The sequence below is a fragment of the Burkholderia sp. AU16741 genome, assembly GCF_002223345.1.
GTDB lineage: Bacteria > Pseudomonadota > Gammaproteobacteria > Burkholderiales > Burkholderiaceae > Burkholderia > Burkholderia sola.
Window position 1 is genome coordinate 1,479,062 of sequence record NZ_NKEZ01000003.1, and the last position, 15,875, is coordinate 1,494,936.

General features: G+C 66.9%; 16 protein-coding genes. 10 read left to right on the top strand and 6 right to left on the bottom strand.

Annotation, left to right across the window (positions count from 1 at the left end):
- The first annotated feature begins 124 nt into the window (after positions 1 to 124).
- Positions 125 to 685, top strand: a complete 561-nt coding sequence (locus CFB89_RS09275; RefSeq protein WP_089467601.1) for a group III truncated hemoglobin — start codon at positions 125 to 127, stop codon at positions 683 to 685.
- A 62-nt stretch (positions 686 to 747) separates the two neighbouring features.
- Here the strand turns inward: CFB89_RS09275 and CFB89_RS09280 are convergent, their stop codons facing one another.
- The 6 genes from CFB89_RS09280 to CFB89_RS09305 all read right to left on the bottom strand — a co-directional run bounded on the left by CFB89_RS09280 (position 748) and on the right by CFB89_RS09305 (position 7,089).
- Positions 748 to 1,224: a molybdenum cofactor biosynthesis protein MoaE gene (locus CFB89_RS09280; protein WP_089467602.1), complete on the bottom strand. Its 477-nt coding sequence runs from the start codon at positions 1,222 to 1,224 to the stop codon at positions 748 to 750.
- 10 nt (positions 1,225 to 1,234) lie between these two features.
- Positions 1,235 to 1,492, bottom strand: a complete 258-nt coding sequence (gene moaD, locus CFB89_RS09285; RefSeq protein ID WP_011352296.1) for a molybdopterin converting factor subunit 1 — start codon at positions 1,490 to 1,492, stop codon at positions 1,235 to 1,237.
- Between the two features lie 19 nt (positions 1,493 to 1,511).
- The gene (gene glp, locus CFB89_RS09290; protein ID WP_089467603.1) at positions 1,512 to 2,759 is read right to left on the bottom strand and encodes a gephyrin-like molybdotransferase Glp; all 1,248 of its coding nucleotides are present in this window, start codon (positions 2,757 to 2,759) and stop codon (positions 1,512 to 1,514) included.
- Positions 2,760 to 3,006: 247 nt separating this feature from the next.
- The gene (gene thrC, locus CFB89_RS09295; RefSeq protein WP_089467604.1) at positions 3,007 to 4,458 is read right to left on the bottom strand and encodes a threonine synthase; all 1,452 of its coding nucleotides are present in this window, start codon (positions 4,456 to 4,458) and stop codon (positions 3,007 to 3,009) included.
- A 10-nt stretch (positions 4,459 to 4,468) separates the two neighbouring features.
- A complete protein-coding gene (locus CFB89_RS09300) occupies positions 4,469 to 5,797 on the bottom strand; it encodes a homoserine dehydrogenase (protein ID WP_089467605.1) in 1,329 nt (442 codons plus the stop codon).
- Between the two features lie 53 nt (positions 5,798 to 5,850).
- A complete protein-coding gene (locus tag CFB89_RS09305) occupies positions 5,851 to 7,089 on the bottom strand; it encodes a pyridoxal phosphate-dependent aminotransferase (RefSeq protein ID WP_089467606.1) in 1,239 nt (412 codons plus the stop codon).
- Between the two features lie 316 nt (positions 7,090 to 7,405).
- On the opposite strand from CFB89_RS09305, the gene CFB89_RS09310 reads away from it, so the two are divergent.
- From CFB89_RS09310 to CFB89_RS09350, 9 genes are all read left to right on the top strand, one after another.
- Positions 7,406 to 7,780: an Mth938-like domain-containing protein gene (locus CFB89_RS09310; protein ID WP_012328660.1), complete on the top strand. Its 375-nt coding sequence runs from the start codon at positions 7,406 to 7,408 to the stop codon at positions 7,778 to 7,780.
- Positions 7,781 to 7,903: 123 nt separating this feature from the next.
- Positions 7,904 to 9,580: a glycosyltransferase family 39 protein gene (locus CFB89_RS09315; protein WP_089467607.1), complete on the top strand. Its 1,677-nt coding sequence runs from the start codon at positions 7,904 to 7,906 to the stop codon at positions 9,578 to 9,580.
- Between the two features lie 13 nt (positions 9,581 to 9,593).
- Positions 9,594 to 9,965, top strand: a complete 372-nt coding sequence (locus tag CFB89_RS09320; RefSeq protein ID WP_050013231.1) for an EamA family transporter — start codon at positions 9,594 to 9,596, stop codon at positions 9,963 to 9,965.
- 129 nt (positions 9,966 to 10,094) lie between these two features.
- On the top strand, positions 10,095 to 11,246 hold the full coding sequence (locus CFB89_RS09325) for a DegT/DnrJ/EryC1/StrS aminotransferase family protein (protein ID WP_089467608.1): 1,152 nt from the start codon (positions 10,095 to 10,097) through the stop codon (positions 11,244 to 11,246).
- A 6-nt stretch (positions 11,247 to 11,252) separates the two neighbouring features.
- A complete protein-coding gene (locus tag CFB89_RS09330; RefSeq protein WP_179233393.1) occupies positions 11,253 to 12,311 on the top strand; it encodes a glycosyltransferase in 1,059 nt (352 codons plus the stop codon).
- The gene (locus CFB89_RS09335; RefSeq protein WP_089467609.1) at positions 12,308 to 13,255 is read left to right on the top strand and encodes a formyltransferase; all 948 of its coding nucleotides are present in this window, start codon (positions 12,308 to 12,310) and stop codon (positions 13,253 to 13,255) included. The genes CFB89_RS09330 and CFB89_RS09335 overlap by 4 nt, the downstream gene beginning before the upstream one ends.
- Positions 13,252 to 14,307 (top strand): bifunctional UDP-4-keto-pentose/UDP-xylose synthase, encoded by a 1,056-nt coding sequence (locus tag CFB89_RS09340; RefSeq protein WP_011352307.1) that lies wholly within the window; start codon positions 13,252 to 13,254, stop codon positions 14,305 to 14,307. Before CFB89_RS09335 ends, CFB89_RS09340 begins: the two co-directional genes overlap by 4 nt.
- 13 nt (positions 14,308 to 14,320) lie before the next feature.
- Positions 14,321 to 15,217, top strand: coding sequence for a polysaccharide deacetylase family protein (locus tag CFB89_RS09345; protein WP_089467610.1), 897 nt, complete (start codon positions 14,321 to 14,323; stop codon positions 15,215 to 15,217).
- Between the two features lie 109 nt (positions 15,218 to 15,326).
- Entirely contained in the window at positions 15,327 to 15,788 is a 462-nt protein-coding gene (locus CFB89_RS09350; RefSeq protein ID WP_089467611.1) for a peroxiredoxin, read from the top strand.
- The last annotated feature ends 87 nt before the right edge of the window (positions 15,789 to 15,875 follow it).

A 15,875-nucleotide genomic window follows, 5' to 3' on the forward strand; every position in this document is an offset into this window, starting at 1 on the left:
GCGTGATATCCGCACGTTTTCCAGGGGTGACAGGACGCTATTTTGCGTCAAAATCCGGCCGGCGTCCTGCTCGTTGCCCACGCCGGTGCCCCGTCGCCGCCCTGCTCCACCAGCCCTTTTTGTCATGACCGCCCTGCCCGCCTCGCCCGAACCCGTACCGGCCCGCCCCCGCGACGCCGAGCCGACCGAAGACAACATCCGCGATCTCGTCTACGCGTTCTACGACCGCGTGCGCGCCGATCCGCTGCTCGGGCCCGTGTTCGCCGCGAAGCTCGCCGGCCGCTGGGACGATCATCTGCCGAAGATGGTGACGTTCTGGTCGAGCCTCGTGCTCGGTACCAAGGGCTATCGCGGCAACGTGCAGCAGGCGCACCAGCCGCTCGACGGCATCGAGCCGGCCCATTTCAGCCGCTGGCTGTCGCTGTTCCTGAACACCGTCGAAGCGCGTTACGCGCCGGCCGCGGCGATCCGTTTCATGGAGCCCGCGCTGCGGATCGCGCAGAGCCTGCAATTGAGCCGCTTCGGTTGGGACTACCGGATTCCGGCCGAACAGCAGGCGCTGCTCGACGCGATCGCGCCGCGCCGCCGCGACGCGGGCGACGATCCGCACGCGTTGCCGTCGCGCGAGCGCGGCGAGCCGTTTCCGACGAAGATCATCGGGCGCGGCGCCGACCCGGACGCGTAACGCCCGTCACGCGCGACGATGCGGCATCTGCGGCACATCGCCGCATCGCCCGCGCGCCGCACTCAGCGCCGCGTGTTGCCCGACTCGACGCCCCAGCGCGCGAGCGCGGCGTCGTCGGTACTGCGCGCATCGACCCAGCGCTCGCCATCCGGCGTCGTTTCCTTCTTCCAGAACGGCGCTTCGGTCTTCAGATAGTCCATCACGAACTCGCACGACGCGAACGCATCGCCGCGGTGCGACGCGACCGTCGCGACCATCACGATCTGGTCGAGCGGCAGCAGCCTGCCGACGCGATGCACGATCGCGACGTCGATGCCCGGCCAGCGCCGGCCGGCCTCGGCCGCGATCTTCTCGAGCGCCTTCTCGGTCATGCCCGGATAGTGTTCGAGCTCCATCGCGGCAACCGCATCGCCTTCGTTCAGGTCGCGCACCGTGCCGACGAAGCACGCGACCGCGCCGATCCTCGGGTTGCGCGCCCGCAATGCCGCCACTTCGGCGTTCAGGTCGAAATCGTCGGTCTGGACTCGTATCGTCGCCATCACGCCCGCCTCAACCGCCCGTCACCGGCGGGAAGAACGCGACCTCGCAGCCTTCGGTGAGCCGCGTGTCGGGATCGGTCATCTCGTGGTTGCACGCCATGCGCAACGCGCGCCCTTCGGCGAGCGTCTCGGCCCACGCACCGCCGCGCACGCGCAGCCACGCGCGCACGTCGCCGACGGTCGTCACGCTGTCCGGCACGTCGGCCTGTTCGTCGGCGACGCCCAGTGCCTCGCGCACGCTTGCAAAAAACTTCAGCTGAATCTTCATGGTTCGGGAAGCCGCCGCGTTACGACAGCAATTCGGAAAACGGAATGAAACGCACGGTCTCGCCTGCACTGATCGCGTGCTGCGGCGGATTGTCGATCAGCCCGTCACCCCAGACCGTCGACGTGAGCACGGCCGAGCTCTGGTTCGGGAACAGGTCGAGACCGCCGGCCGCATTGACGCGCGCGCGCAGGAATTCGTTGCGCCGGTCGCCCTTGCTCTGCGAAAAATCGGCACGCAGCGACAACGCGCGCGGCGCGACGTCGCGCACGCCGGACAGGCGCAGCAGGAACGGCCGCACGAACAGCAGGAACGTGACGAAACTCGAGACGGGATTGCCGGGCAGCCCGATGAAGTGCGCGTCGGCGCGCTCGTCGCCGCGGCGCACCGCGCCGTACGCGAGCGGCTTGCCGGGCTTCATCGCGATCTGCCACAGCGCGAGCCGCCCTTCGGCCTCGACGGACGGCTTCACGTGATCCTCGTCGCCGACCGACACGCCGCCGCTCGTCACGATCACGTCGTGGTCGCGGGCGGCCTCGCGCAACGTGTCGCGCGTCGCGGCGAGCGAGTCGGGCACGATCCCGTAGTCGGTCACGTGGCAGCCGAGTCGCTCGAGCAGCCCGCGCAGCGTGAAGCGGTTCGAGTTGTAGATCGCACCGGGCTTCAGCGGCTCGCCCGGCATCGTCAGTTCGTCGCCGGTGAAGAACACCGCCACGCGAATCCGCCGCGCGACCGACAACTGCGCGCAGCCGACCGATGCGGCAAGACCCAGCGCCTGCGGCGTGAGCCGCGTGCCGGCCGGCAGGATCACCGAACCCTGGCGGATGTCAGCGCCCTGCGCGGTGATCCATTCGCCGGCCTTCGGCGTGTGCAGGATCTCGACCGCGTCACCGTCTGCCGACGTCTGCTCCTGCATCACGACGGCGTCGGCACCGGGCGGCACCGTCGCGCCGGTGAAGATCCGCGCGGCCGTGCCGGCTGCCAGCGGCGCGGCCGGATGCCCGGCCGGAATGCGCTGCGACACCGGCAAGCGCCGATCGCCGTGCAGCAGGTCGGCGACGCGCACCGCGTAGCCGTCCATCGCGCTCGTATGCATCGGCGGCACGTCGAGCGGCGAGCTCACGTCGGCCGCCAGCACGCGGCCCAGCGCGTCGAGCGTGGCGACGGTTTCCGCGCCGGGCAGCGGCTTCGCGGCGTCGAGCAACGCGGCGAGCGCCTCGGCGGTCGACAGCATCGGCGCGCGCGGCGCCGCGGGATTCGGGTTCGACATCGATGGCATCGGGAATCGTTGGAGTCAGTACGTCATTGTAGCGACGCCGCCACGCGTACGCGCGATATGGCGAGCATGCGAAGACTGTGATCGGCGCGCACCTTCAGGTCTGGCACTTGTTTCGCACCGAATGCGATGTCCGCGAGCCAAACCCGCGGGCCAAACGAAACGGCCGGAACCCCGATCCGTTCGACGAATCGGCATTCCGGCCGTCGTGCGCCGCCGGGCCCGCAGGCCCGGCCATGCGTCATGCGCGCGTATGGGCGGCGATGAAGTCCTTCACCTGCTGCGCGTCGGCCTTCACGACCTCGAAACGCTGCGGCAGCGCCTCGAGCCCGTCGAAGGCGGCCGGCCGCTCGGCTTCGCGATCGAGCGCTTCGCGGATCGTCTCGCCGAACTTGATCGGCTGCGCCGTCTCGAGCACGACCATCGGCACGCCGGCCTCCAGATGCTCGCGCGCGACCTTCACGCCGTCGGCCGTATGCGTATCGATCATCGTGTCGTAGCGCGAGAATACGTCGCGGATCGTCGCGATGCGGTCGGCATGGCTGCTGCGGCCCGACACGAAGCCGAATTCGGCGACGCGCGCGAAATCGCCGCTCGCCGCGAGATCGAAGCCGCCCTTCTCCTCGACGTCGCGGAACAGTTGCATCACGCGGGCCGGATCGCGGCCGAGCAGGTCGAACACGAAGCGCTCGAAGTTCGATGCCTTCGAGATGTCCATGCTCGGGCTGCTCGTGTGATAGGTGTTCTCGGCGCTGCGCACGCGGTAGGCGCCGGTGCGGAAGAACTCGTCGAGCACGTCGTTCTCGTTGGTCGCGACCACCAGCTTCGCGATCGGCAGCCCCATCATCCGTGCGATGTGACCGGCGCAGACGTTGCCGAAGTTGCCCGACGGCACCGTGAACGACACGCGCTCGTCGTTGGACTGCGTCGCCGCGAAATAGCCCTTGAAGTAGTACACGACCTGCGCGACGACGCGCGCCCAGTTGATCGAGTTGACCGTGCCGATCTTCTGCTGCGCCTTGAACGCGTGATCGTTCGACACGGCCTTCACGATGTCCTGGCAGTCGTCGAACACGCCTTCGACCGCGAGGTTGAAGATGTTCGGATCCTGCAGGCTGAACATCTGCGCCGTCTGGAACGCGCTCATCTTCTTGTGCGGCGACAGCATGAACACGCGCACGCCGGCCTTGCCGCGCATCGCGTATTCGGCCGCGCTGCCGGTGTCGCCCGACGTCGCGCCGAGGATGTTCAGCGCTTCGCCGTGCTTCGCGAGCGTGTACTCGAACAGGTTGCCGAGCAACTGCATCGCCATGTCCTTGAACGCGAGCGTCGGGCCGTTCGACAGTTCGAGCAGCGACAGCGCCGTGCCGTGCTCGGTGCCGAGCGTCTTCAGCGGCGTGATGTCGGACGCGTTCTCGCCGTGGCGCGTGTTGCTGTACACGGCGGCCGTGTACGTGCGGCGCGTGATCGCGCGCAGGTCGTCGGCCGGCACGTCGTCGCAGAACTTCGACAGGATCTCGAACGCGAGATCCGCATACGGCAGCGTGCGCCAGCGCGCGAGCTCGTCGGCGGACACCTTCGGATAGTCGGCCGGCAGGTAAAGCCCGCCGTCCTTCGCGAGACCGCCGAGCAGGATGTCGGAGAACGTATGGCGCTCGCCGATGCCGGCGCCGCGCGTGGAAATGTAGTTCATGTCGTCAGCCTCAGTTCAGCGCTTCCATGCGCAGCTTCGTCACCTTCGACACGACGGTCGCGAGGCTCTCGATTTGCGCGATCGCCGCATTGACGTTCTTCTCGACCGTCTCGTGCGTGATCAGGATGATGTCGGTTTCGCCGTTCGCGCCGTCGATCTGCTCCGATTCCTTCTGCAGCAGCGCGTCGATCGAGATCCCCGATTCGGCGAGGATGCGCGTGATCGCGGCGAGCACGCCGGTTTGATCCGCGACGCGCAGGCGCAGGTAGTAGCCGCTCGTCACTTCCTCGATCGGCAGGATCGGCGTGTTCGACAGGCTGTCCGGCTGGAATGCGAGGTGCGGCACGCGGTGCTCGGGGTCGGCCGTATGCAGGCGCGTGACGTCGACGAGATCCGCGACGACCGCCGACGCGGTCGGCTCCGCACCCGCGCCCTTGCCGTAGTACAGCGTCGTGCCGACCGCATCGCCGTGCACGACGACCGCGTTCATCGCGCCCTCGACGTTCGCGAGCAGCCGCTTTTCCGGGATCAGCGTCGGGTGCACGCGCAGCTCGATGCCGTTTGCGGCGCGGCGCGCGATGCCGAGCAGCTTGATCCGGTAGCCGAGCTCTTCTGCGTAGCGGATGTCGGTCGCGTCGAGCTTGCTGATGCCCTCGACGTACGCGCGGTCGAACTGCACCGGCACGCCGAACGCGATCGCGCTCATGATCGTCGCCTTGTGCGCGGCGTCGACGCCCTCGATGTCGAAGGTCGGATCGGCTTCCGCGTAGCCGAGCTCCTGCGCGGCCTTCAGCGCGGTCGCGAAGTCGAGCCCGCGGTCGCGCATTTCCGACAGGATGTAGTTCGTCGTGCCGTTGATGATGCCGGCGATGTACTGGATGCGGTTCGCGGTCAGGCCTTCGCGCAGCGCCTTGATGATCGGGATGCCGCCGGCGACGGCCGCCTCGAACGCGACCATCACGCCTTTCTCGCGCGCGGCCTCGAAGATCTCGGTGCCATGCACCGCGAGCAGTGCCTTGTTCGCCGTCACGACGTGCTTGCCGTTCGCGATCGCGCGCAGCACGAGCTCGCGCGCGATGCCCGTGCCGCCGATCATCTCGGCGATGATCGAAATCGACGGGTCGTCGACGACCGCATTGAAATCGTCGGTGATCTGCGCGGTGCCGGCGTCAGCGCCGAGCGCCGCCTGCGCCTTGGCCGGGTTGCGCACGGCAATGCGCGCGACCTCGATGCCGCGCCCCGCGCGTCGTTTGATTTCTTCCTGGTTGCGGTGCAACACCGTGAAGGTGCCGCTGCCGACGGTGCCGAAGCCCAACAGGCCAACTTTGATCGGTTCCATGCTGCGTGTGATCGATGAGTAAGAAGTAATGAGTTCCGTGTGACGCTGCCCGCTCAGACCGAATGGCGCTTGCGGTAGCCGTCGAGGAAGCGTGCGATCCGGTTGATCGAATCGGTCAGGTCGTCGAGGTTCGGCAGGAAGACCACGCGGAAGTGGTCCGGCGCCCCCCAGTTGAAACCCGTGCCCTGCACCAGCAGCACGCGCTCCTCGAGCAACAGGTCGAGAATGAACTGCTGGTCGTTCTGGATCGGGTAGAGCTTCGGGTCGAGGCGCGGGAACATGTACAGCGCGGCCTGCGGCTTCACGCAGGTCACGCCCGGGATCGACGTCAGCATGTCATACGCGAGTTCGCGCTGCTTGTACAGGCGCCCGCTCGGCACGATCAGCTCGTTGATGCTCTGGTAGCCGCCGAGCGCCGTCTGGATCGCGAACTGGCCGGGCACGTTCGCGCACAGGCGCATCGACGACAGGATGCCGAGCCCTTCCAGGTAATCCTTCGCGCGCCGGCGGTTGTCGCCGCCGAGGCCCGACACGGCCATCCAGCCCGCGCGATAGCCGCACGACCGATAGCTCTTCGACAAACTGTTGAAGGTGACGGTGATCACGTCCTCCGACAGCGAACCCAGCGCCGTGTGCTCGAGGCCGTCGTAGACGATCTTGTCGTAGACCTCGTCGGCGAACACGATCAGCCCGTGCTGGCGCGCGATCTCGAGCAGCTCCAGCAGCAATTCGTCGGAATAAAGCGCGCCGGTCGGGTTGTTCGGGTTGATCACGACGATCGCCTTCGTGTTCGGCGTGATCTTGCTGCGGATGTCGTCGAGATCGGGCATCCACGCGTTCTGCTCGTCGCACACATAGTGCACGGGCGTGCCGCCCGACAGGCTCACGGCCGCCGTCCACAGCGGATAGTCGGGCGCGGGCAGCAGCACTTCGTCGCCGTCGTTCAGGAGCGCCTGGGTCGCCATCACGATCAGCTCGGACGCGCCGTTGCCGATGTAGATGTCGTCGAGACCGACGCCGACTACGCCCTTTTCCTGCGTGTAGTGCATCACGGCCTTGCGCGCCGAGAACACGCCCTTCGAATCCGAATAGCCGGACGACGCCGGCAGGTTGCGGATCATGTCCTGGATGATTTCGTCCGGCGCGTCGAAACCGAACGGCGCGAGGTTGCCGATGTTCAGCTTGATGATGCGGTGGCCTTCTTCCTCGAGGCGCTTCGCGTGCTCGAGCACCGGGCCACGGATGTCGTAGCAGACGTTGAGCAGCTTGTTCGACTTCTGAATCGGTTTCACGACGACACGGTTCCTGGGTTGGCCTTGCGGCCGGGGGGACGGGATCAAAACTGGAAAGCGGCCGGTCTGTGCGCGCTGTCTAGACTGGGAAAAAGCGGCGGTCGGACGCAGCTTGTGGCGACGCACGACGCAAGTGGCGCCCGCAGGCGACCAAAAAGTTATAATTTAGCGGATTTTGGCCGACTTTCGCAATGCACCATAGCCGCGCCGGGCCCGCGCCGTCGGGCGTCCGCGCGTGCCGGGGCGCGCGAAACCGGCCCGCCGGGCCCCTGCGGCCGGGCCAATCCATTCCCCTACGGAACCGCGGAATACCGATTTGAAACTGCACCAGGACACGAGCGGCGCGCTCAACACAGTTACCGGCTACGGCCCCGATTATGTCGACGTCAACCTCGAACGCCATGAAACGAGCGTCATCGTGCTGCCCGGCGCGCCGGTCCAGGCGTGGCCCGTGTCGTCGTTCGACGCGCTCGCGCCCGAACATTTCGCGATGCTGCTCGACCCGACGCCCGAACTCGTGATCTTCGGCAGCGGCGCGCGGCTGCGCTTCCCGCACCCGCGGCTCGTCGCGGCGCTCACCGCGAAGCGCATCGGCGTCGAGACGATGGATTTCCAGGCCGCTTGCCGCACCTACAACATCCTGATGGCCGAAGGCCGCAAAGTCGCCGCCGCGCTCTTGATTGAACGTTAATCCCCGATGCGGTAAAACACCGGCCGGCGCAGCGGGTCGATCCCCCGCTCGCCCCGGCCAGACTGCCCGCCCCCGGCGCACCCCGCCGGCGGCCCGTCACACCAACCAACAGGCTGAAAACCCATGAACGATACGCCGTCGAGGCTACCGCTCAATCGCATCACGCTCGTCCTCCTGCTCGTCGCGTTCGCGATCGTCTGGTTCGCGCCGCTCGGGCTGCGCCACCTGATCCCGAGCGACGAAGGCCGCTACGCGGAAATGGCGCGCGAGATGTTCGTCACCGGCGACTGGATCACGCCGCGCTACAACGGCTACAAGTACTTCGAGAAGCCGCCGCTGCAGACCTGGCTGAACGCGCTGACGTTCGCGTGGTTCGGCATCGGCGAATGGCAGGCGCGCCTGTACACCGCCGTTGCGAGCTTCGCCGGCGTGCTGCTCGTCGGCTACACCGGCGCGCGCCTGTTCAATCCGCTGTCGGGCTTCCTCGCGGCCGTCGTGCTGGCCAGCGCGCCGTACTGGAACCTGATGGGCCACTTCAACGCGCTCGATATGGGGCTCGCGTTCTGGATGGCGCTGTCGCTGTGCTCGCTGCTGCTCGCGCAGCGGCCCGGGCTACGCCCCGCCGCGGTGCGCGGCTGGATGTGGGCGTGCTGGGCCGCGATGGCGTTCGCGGTGCTGTCCAAGGGCCTCGTCGGGCTGATCCTGCCGGGCGCCGTGCTCGTGCTGTATACGCTGATCGCGCGCGACTGGGCGCTGTGGAAGCGCCTGTACCTCGTCAGCGGCCTCGTGATCTTCTTCGCGATCGTCACGCCGTGGTTCGTGCTCGTCCAGCAGCGCAACCCCGAATTCTTCAATTTCTTCTTCGTCGTCCAGCAATTCCGCCGGTACCTGACCCCGGAGCAGAACCGCCCGGGCCCGCTGTACTACTTCGTGCCCGTGCTGCTGGTCGGCTTCCTGCCGTGGCTGTCGGTCGCGTGGCAGAGCATCCGCCACGCGCTGCGCATGCCGCGCCAGCCGAACGGTTTCGCGCCGATGCTCGTGCTGCTGATCTGGAGCGCGTTCATCTTCCTGTTCTTCAGCGCGTCGCATTCGAAGCTGATCTCGTACGTGCTGCCGGTCGCGCCGGCGCTCGCGCTGATCATCGGCGCGTACCTGCCGCTGATGACGGCCGACCGCTTCCGCCGCCACCTGCTCGGCTATCTCGTGTTCTTCGTCGCCGCGGCGTTCGGGATCATCTTCCTCGCGTACCAGGGCGACGCCCGCACGCCGAACGCGCTGTACCGCGCGTTCCAGATGTGGCTGTACGCGGGTCTCGCGGTGTCGGCCGCGCTGACGCTCGCGGCCGCATGGCTGAACCGCCGCGCGGGCGTAGCCGCCGCCCTGGCCGCGTTCGGCGCCGCATGGCTCGCGTTCGGGACGATCGGCGGCACCGGGCACGACGAGTTCGGCCGCTACAGCTCGGGCGCGCTGCTCGCGCCGGCCGTGCGTGCCGAACTGGCGAAACTGCCGCCCGACACGCCGTTCTACTCGATCGAAATGCTCGATCACACGTTCCCGTTCTACGTGGGCCACACGACGATCATGGTGCAGCGCCAGGACGAGCTGGCGTTCGGGATCTCGGTCGAGCCGAACAAATGGATCCCGACCGTCGGCGAATGGGTCACGCGCTGGAAGCAAGACGCCCATGCGCTCGCGATCATGCCGCCCGGCCAGTACGACGCGCTGGTCAAGGAAGGCGTGCCGATGCGCGTGATCGCGCGCGACAACCGCCGCGTGATCGTCGAGAAACCGCAATCGTAAGGACGTCCTTCGCATGAATCCCGTTTCGTTCGTCTGCATCATCACCGGCGTGATGCTCAACGCCTGTGCGCAACTTCTGCTGAAAGCCGGCGTCAACGCCGTTGGACACTTCGAATTCAGCCGTGCGAACATCATCCCGGTCGGGTTCAAGATCGCGACCCAGTTGCCGATCATCGGCGGGCTCGGCTGCTACGTGCTGAGCGTCGTCGTATGGATCGTCGGGCTGTCGCGGGTCGACGTGTCGATCGCGTACCCGATGCTGTCGCTCGGCTACGTCGTCAACGCGTTCGCGGCGTGGTACCTGTTCGGCGAGGTGCTGTCGATCCAGAAGTTCGTCGGCATCGGCATCATCCTGATCGGCGTGCTCGTGCTCGCGCGCAGTTGAGCACGGCCGCGGCGTTAAGCGTCCGCCTACAAAAAATCACGGTGCGAATCGGCCAACCGGTGTTTAATGCCGGTTTCGGACGGATCGCCCGACCCTTTTATTACACGCCATTACAGGCCCAACGCGTTCATGAGCCAGACTACCGCTCCGTTTCTGCCGTTCACCCGCCCCGAGATCGATGAGGAAACCATCCAGGGCGTCGTCGACGTGCTGCGCTCGGGCTGGATCACCACCGGCCCGCAGTGCCAGAAATTCGAAGCCGCGCTGTCCGAGTACTGCGGCGGCCGTCCGGTCCGCGCGTTCAATTCGGGCACCTGCACGCTCGAGATCGGCCTGCGCATCGCGGGCGTCGGCCCCGGCGACGAGGTGATCACGACACCGGCGTCGTGGGTCTCGACCAGCAACGTGATCATCGAAACCGGCGCGACGCCCGTGTTCGCGGACATCGATCCCGTCACGCGCAACATCGACCTCGACAAGCTCGAGCAGGCGATCACGCCGCGTACGAAGGCGATCATCCCCGTGTACCTGTCCGGCCTGCCGGTCGACATGGACCGCCTGTACGCGATCGCCCGCGCGCACAACCTGCGCGTGATCGAGGATGCCGCGCAGGCGTTCGGCTCGACGTGGAACGGCAAGCGCATCGGCGCGATCGGCGACATCGTGTCGTTCAGCTTCCACGCGAACAAGAACCTGACGACGATCGAAGGCGGCGCGCTCGTGCTGAACAACGAGGACGAAGCCGTGCTCGCGCAGAAGTACCGGCTGCAGGGCATCACGCGCACCGGCTTCGACGGGATGGACTGCGACGTGCTCGGCGGCAAGTACAACCTGACCGACGTCGCCGCGCGCGTCGGCCTCGGCCAACTGCCGCACATCGAGCGCTTCACCGCGCAGCGCCGCGCGCTCGCCCGCGCGTATTTCGCCGCGTTCGACGGCGGCGCGGCCGTGAAGCTCGGCCTCGGCCTGCCGGTCGCCGAATTCGAGAACGGCAACTGGCACATGTTCCTGGTCACGCTGCCGCTCGAGCGGCTGACGATCACGCGCGCCGAATTCATGGCGCAACTGAAGGAACGCGGCATCGGCACGGGCATCCACTACCCGGCGATCCATCTTTTCACGCTGTACCGTGCGCGCGGTTTCAAGGAGGGCATGTTCCCCCACGCCGAACGGTACGGTGCGTCGACCGTCACGCTGCCGCTGTTTACGCAGATGACGGAAGGCGACGTGCGTCGCGTGGCCGACGCCGTCAATCAGATTTGCGAACAATACGGAAAATAAGCGTACATGAGTCACCTTGAAGCACGCGCCGGGCATCCGGGCGCCGGGCACCCGGGCGCCGCGCACCTGGACGCCGGCCGGCCCGAAGTATCGGTCATCATCCCCGTGTACAACGAGGAAGACGGCCTCGCCGCGCTGTTCGCGCGACTGTATCCGGCGCTCGACGCACTCGACACGTCGTACGAAGTGATCCTGATCAACGACGGCAGCCGCGACCGCTCGGCGGCGATGCTCGCCGATCAGTTCCACGTACGGCCCGACACGACGCGCGTCGTGCTGCTCAACGGCAACTACGGCCAGCACATGGCGATCCTCGCGGGCTTCGCGCAGTCGCGCGGCGAGATCGTGATCACGCTCGACGCCGACCTGCAGAACCCGCCCGAGGAAATCGGCAAGCTGATCGCGAAGATGCGCGAGGGCTACGACTACGTCGGCTCGATCCGCAAGCAACGCCAGGACAGCCTGTGGCGGCGCAAGGCGTCGCAGATGATGAACCGGCTGCGCGAGCGCATCACGCGCATCAAGATGACCGACCAGGGCTGCATGCTGCGCGCGTACAGCCGCCGCATCATCGACACGATCAACGTGTGCGGCGAAGTCAACACGTTCATCCCCGCGCTCGCGTACACGTTCGCGCAGAACCCGACCGAGATCGAGGTCGCGCACGAGGAACGCTTCGCGGGCGAATCGAAGTATTCGCTGTACAGCCTGATCCGGCTGAACTTCGACCTCGTGACGGGCTTCTCGGTCGTGCCGCTGCAGTGGCTGTCGTTCATCGGCGTGATCCTGTCGCTCGGCTCCGCGGCGCTGTTCGTGCTGCTGCTCGTGCGCCGCTTCATCGTCGGCGCGGAAGTGCAAGGCGTGTTCACGCTGTTCGCGATCACGTTCTTCCTGCTCGGCGTGATCATCTTCGCGCTCGGCCTGCTCGGCGAATACGTCGGCCGCATCTACCAGCAGGTGCGCGCGCGCCCCCGCTACCTGATCCAGGCCGTGCTCGAGCAGCACGACGGCATGCCGCCGGTGCCGGCCGCCGCGAATCGCCCGGGCCCGGGAGCCGCGCAATGAAGCCGCGCGCGGTCGTCTTCGCGTATCACAACGTCGGCGTGCGCTGCCTTCAGGTGCTGCTCGCGCGCGGCGTCGACGTCGCGCTGGTCGTCACGCACGAGGACAATCCGAACGAGAACATCTGGTTCTGCAGCGTCGCGTCCGTCGCGGCCGAGCACGGCATTCCGGTGCTCACGCCGGCCGACCCCGCCGATCCGGCGCTGCGCCGCGCGGTGTCCGACGCGCGGCCCGATTTCATCTTCTCGTTCTACTACCGTCACATGCTGCCGGTGGACCTGCTCGCGATCGCGCCGCGCGGCGCGTACAACATGCACGGTTCGCTGCTGCCGAAATACCGGGGTCGGGTGCCGACCAACTGGGCCGTGCTGAACGGCGAGACCGAGACCGGCGCGACGCTGCACGAGATGGCCGCCAAGCCCGACGCGGGCGCGATCGTCGCGCAGACCGCGGTGCCGATCCTGCCGGACGACACGGCCGCGCAGGTGTTCGACAAGGTCACGGTGGCCGCCGAACAGACGCTGTGGCGCGTGCTGCCCGCGCTGCTCGCGGGCGAGGCGCCGCACCTGCCGAACGATCTCGCGACCGGCAGCTACTACGGCGGGCGCAAGCCCGAGGACGGCCGCGTCGACTGGTCGAAGCCGGCCGCGCAGGTTTACAACCTGGTGCGCGCGGTCGCGCCCCCGTATCCTGGCGCCTTCACGGACATCGACGGCGCGCGCTTCATCATCGCGCGTGCGCGCCTCGCGGCGCCCGGCAGCGCGGCAGCGGCCGCCGCGGCAGATTTGCCGCCCGGCCTGCACGTAAGCGATAATGCGCTATTCGGCGTCTGCGGCGACAGCCGCGCCCTATCCATTCTCGAACTCCGGCAGCAGCGCGACGGCAGCGAAACCGTCGTGACGCCCGCGGAATTCGCGCAGTTCATTCATTCTTCCCGTCATTCATGAAAGCAAAAAAAGTCCTGATCCTGGGTGTGAACGGCTTCATCGGCCATCACCTGTCGAAGCGCATTCTTGAAACCACCGATTGGGAAGTGTTCGGCATGGACATGCAGACCGACCGGCTGGGCGACCTCGTCAACCACGAGCGGATGCATTTCTTCGAAGGCGACATCACGATCAACAAGGAGTGGGTCGAGTATCACGTGAAGAAGTGCGACGTGATCCTGCCGCTCGTCGCGATCGCCACGCCGGCCACCTACGTCCAGCAGCCGCTGCGCGTGTTCGAACTCGACTTCGAGGCGAACCTGCCGATCGTGCGTTCGGCCGTCAAGTACGGCAAGCACCTCGTGTTCCCGTCGACCTCCGAGGTCTACGGCATGTGCTCGGACGAGCAGTTCGACCCGGACGCGTCGGCGCTCACCTACGGCCCGATCAACAAGCCGCGCTGGATCTACGCGTGCTCGAAGCAGCTGATGGACCGCGTGATCTGGGGCTACGGGATGGAAGGCCTGAACTTCACGCTGTTCCGTCCGTTCAACTGGATCGGCCCGGGCCTCGACTCGATCTACACGCCGAAGGAAGGCAGCTCGCGCGTGGTCACGCAGTTCCTCGGCCACATCGTGCGCGGCGAGAACATCAGCCTCGTCGACGGCGGCTCGCAGAAGCGCGCGTTCACCGATATCGGCGACGGCATCAGCGCGCTGATGAAGATCATCGACAACAAGGACGGCGTCGCGTCGGGCAAGATCTACAACATCGGGAATCCGAAGAACAACTTCTCGGTTCGCGAACTCGCGCACAAGATGCTCGAACTGGCGGCGGAATTCCCCGAGTACGCCGATTCGGCCAAGCAGGTGAAGCTCGTCGAAACGACGTCCGGCGCCTACTACGGCAACGGCTACCAGGACGTGCAGAACCGCGTGCCGAAGATCGACAACACGATGCAGGAACTCGGCTGGGCGCCGCAAGCGACGTTCGACGACGCGCTGCGCAACATCTTCGAAGCGTATCGCGGCCACGTCGCCGACGCGCGCGCGCTCGTCGAACAGCAAGGCTGATCGGGACGTTCGCTTGGCTCGCATCGTCCTCAAGATCGACGTCGACACGCTGCGCGGCACGCGCGAAGGCGTGCCGAACCTCGCGCGCATCTTCGACCGCTTCAACGCGCGCGCGACTTTCCTCTTCAGCCTCGGGCCCGATCACACGGGCTGGGCGCTGCGACGCGTGTTCCGCCCGGGCTTCCTGAAGAAGGTATCGCGCACGTCGGTGGTCGAACACTACGGCGTGAAGCAGCTGATGTACGGCGTGCTGCTGCCCGGCCCCGACATCGGCCGCCGCGCGATCGCCGACATGCGCGCGATTCACGAGGCCGGCTTCGAATGCGGGATCCACACGTGGGATCACGTGGTCTGGCAGGACAACGTGCGCGCACGCGATCGCGACTGGACCGCGCGTGAAATGCAGAAGAGTCACGCGCGCTTCGTCGAGATCTTCGGCGCGCCGCCCGTCACGCACGGCGCGGCCGGCTGGCAGATGAACGACGCCGCGTTCGAGCAGATCGACGCATGGGGGATGCGCTACGCGTCCGACGGTCGCGGCCATTCGCCGTACCTGCCCGTCGTCGGCGGCCGCACGCTGTCGCACGTGCAGATGCCGACCACGCTGCCGACGCTCGACGAAGTGCTCGGCGTCGGCGGCATCGATACGCACAACGTCGCCGCGCACATCCTCCAGTTCACCGAAACCAATCCGCACGACCAGGTGTTCACGCTGCATGCGGAGCTGGAAGGCCAGAAGCTCGCGCCCGTGTTCGAGCAACTGCTCGCCGGCTGGCGCGCGCAAGGCCATACGTTCGCGACGATGGGCGACTACCACGCGACGCTGGACCGCGGCTCGCTGCCATCGTACCCTGTCGCGTGGGGCGAAATCCCCGGTCGCTCCGGCGAACTGGTCGTCCAGCCCGACTGAGTCCGCGCGCGAGCCGGCGTCGCCGCTCCGCCCTTGCGGCGCGCTGCCGCGACGCCCCGCCGAACCGCGCCGCCGCAGCGGCGCCATTCCATAACAACAGGAGAAACACGTGTCCGTCGAAGTTGACCGTCAAGTTCCCGATTTCACCGCACCGGCCACGGGCGGCGACATTTCGCTGTCCGGCCTGAAGGGCAAGAAGCTCGTGCTGTACTTCTATCCGAAGGACAACACGCCCGGCTGCACGACCGAAGGGCTGCAGTTCCGCGATCTCTATCCGAAGTTCAAGAAAGCCGGCGCGGAAGTCATCGGCGTGTCGCGCGACAGCCTGCGCTCGCACGACAATTTCAAGGCCAAGCTCGAGCTGCCGTTCCCGCTGATCTCCGATGCCGACGAAGCGCTGTGCGCGTTGTTCGATGTCATCAAGATGAAGAAAATGTATGGCAAGGAAGTACGCGGAATCGAGCGCTCGACGTTCCTGCTCGACGCCGACGGCGTGCTCCGCCAGGCATGGCGCGGCATCAAGGTACCGGGTCACGTGGACGACGTGCTAAAGGCTGTACAAGCGCTTTGAGGCGCGTTATATTGGGCCGCAATGAATGCCCGTTCGCCCCATATTTCTCGTAGCTGCGCCGGTGCCCGTTGCATTGTCTCCCGGCAC